General features: G+C 69.4%; 4 protein-coding genes. 1 reads left to right on the top strand and 3 read right to left on the bottom strand.

Annotated elements, in window-relative coordinates; all coding sequences use genetic code 11:
* The coding region (locus VF662_RS07305) for a DUF4337 family protein (RefSeq protein WP_464139390.1) at positions 1–363 on the bottom strand (363 nt) is incomplete at its 3' end.
* Positions 364–385: 22 nt separating this feature from the next.
* Entirely contained in the window at positions 386–847 is a 462-nt protein-coding gene (locus VF662_RS07310) for a hypothetical protein (RefSeq protein ID WP_464139392.1), read from the bottom strand.
* A gap of 47 nt (positions 848–894) precedes the next feature.
* Between VF662_RS07310 and VF662_RS07315 the strand changes: the two genes are divergently transcribed.
* Positions 895–1,296 carry an EVE domain-containing protein gene (locus tag VF662_RS07315; RefSeq protein WP_464139394.1) on the top strand — a complete coding sequence of 134 codons (402 nt, stop codon included), beginning with the start codon at positions 895–897 and terminating at the stop codon, positions 1,294–1,296.
* Positions 1,297–1,391: 95 nt separating this feature from the next.
* Here the strand turns inward: VF662_RS07315 and VF662_RS07320 are convergent.
* Positions 1,392–1,743: hypothetical protein (locus tag VF662_RS07320; protein WP_464139396.1), on the bottom strand; the 352-nt coding region annotated here is incomplete at its 5' end.

Genomic DNA, 1,743 nt, shown 5'->3' on the forward strand with positions numbered 1-1,743 from the left:
GGGCTCGCTGTCGTATCGCGCGACCGTCGCCTGATACTCCTTCAGCCGCGCCTCCGCCCCTGCCCTTGCCTCGGGCGAGAGGCCGCCGGCGCCGAGCTGCGCCTCGATGTCGGCCGCGGCGATCTCGTAGACGGTCTGGCGGACGTTCTTGGCCTGGTAGAAGGCCCACGTGTCGCTTGCCCGAATGTTGTTGGCGATGAGATCGTCGGTGGCGTTGCCGCCGCCGAGCCCGCCGACCGCAAGCACCGCCGCCAGAAAGGCGATCATCAGCGCCGCGCGGTTGCGGAAGCTCTCCCAAGCCTCATTCTCCGCCCGCTCCTCGTGGATCTCCGCGATCAGCTCGGCGGCATCTGTCGATTCCATCTGTGTCCCCCCATTCCCAATACTATCCTGCGATCTGCCTCACGAACGCAGCCGAGATCCAGCCCGAGCGGCACGGACCCTCATAGCCCCGCCGCGACGTGACCGGGCGCGACACGCCGCAGGCCGGCGACAGCGCCCCCGCCTCGTCATAGACCACGCCCAGCCAGCGCTGGTCGAGCGAGCGCGCGCAGATGAAGAAGCGCGCTCCAGCCGGGATCGCCCCGGTCTCCTCCGCCGCATCGAACGGCGCCGCCCGCACCTGCAGCCGCTCGGCCGCCGCGGGATCGAGGTGCCGGGACGTGCCGGCAGCGTTGCAGGCGTTGAAATTGGGCCCGAGATCGCCGATCCGCACCGGTACCGCGGGCGGCGTCACCGCCGGAGCTTCGGCACGCGCCTCCTGCACGTCGTTCGCGAAATGATCGTCCTTCACCGCCTCGCCGCAGGAGGCCAGGAGCAGGAGGGGGAGGAGATAGGCGCGCTTCATCGCGCTCTTTGTGGCGCCGCCCGCCGGAAAAATCTACGGAAGAGGCCATGGCATATTGGCTGATGAAATCCGAACCCGGAAGCTATTGCTGGGACGATCTCGTCCGCGACGGCACCACCGAATGGGACGGCGTCCGCAACCCCGCCGCGCGGCTTCACCTCCGGGCGATGAAGCCGGCCAACGAAGCGCTCTTCTACCATAGCGGCGCCGACAAGGCCGCAGTCGGCATCATGCGCATTGCGCGGGCGGCGCAGCCCGATCCCAAGGACCCGAACTGGGTCTCGGTGCGCGTGGAGCCGGTGCGGCCGCTGGCGGCGCCGGTGACGTTGAAGGCGATGAAGGCGGAGCCGCGGCTCGCCGGCCTGGAGATGCTCCGCCAGTCGCGCCTATCGGTGTCGCCGGTCAGCGAGGCGGAATGGCTGACGATTATGGAGTTGGCGGCTGGCTGAGCCGCCACTCCGGGAGGAGGGCCACACAGCTCCGTGGGCACCTCCCGATCAGGTCGTCTCTGCGACCGGAAAATGAGGGCGGCCGATACGAGCCGTCAATGCGCGGCCCGGTCCTCCGCCCGCAGCGCGTCGTAGCGCGCTTTCAGGCGCTCCTCCATGCAGGCCTGCACCGCCGGCGCGGTGGCGAGATTGCGCGCGGCGCAATCCTCGACCGCCTGGCAGCCGATGGTGTCGACCTTCGCGTCGCCGCTCGAACGCTTGACCCTGCAGCGGACCCGGCCCCGCTTATCGACGCGCGCGGAGAAGCGCAGGCGCTTCAGCCGCTCGCCCATCACCACGATCTCCTCGGACGAAGGCTCCGCCGCCTGAAGCTGAGGCGGAGCCTGGAGGAGGAAAAGGGCGAGGATCAGCATCAGAAGCGCACCGGAACGCCGATGAGGATGTGAC

The organism is Allosphingosinicella sp. (assembly GCF_036387215.1).
Lineage (GTDB): Bacteria > Pseudomonadota > Alphaproteobacteria > Sphingomonadales > Sphingomonadaceae > Allosphingosinicella.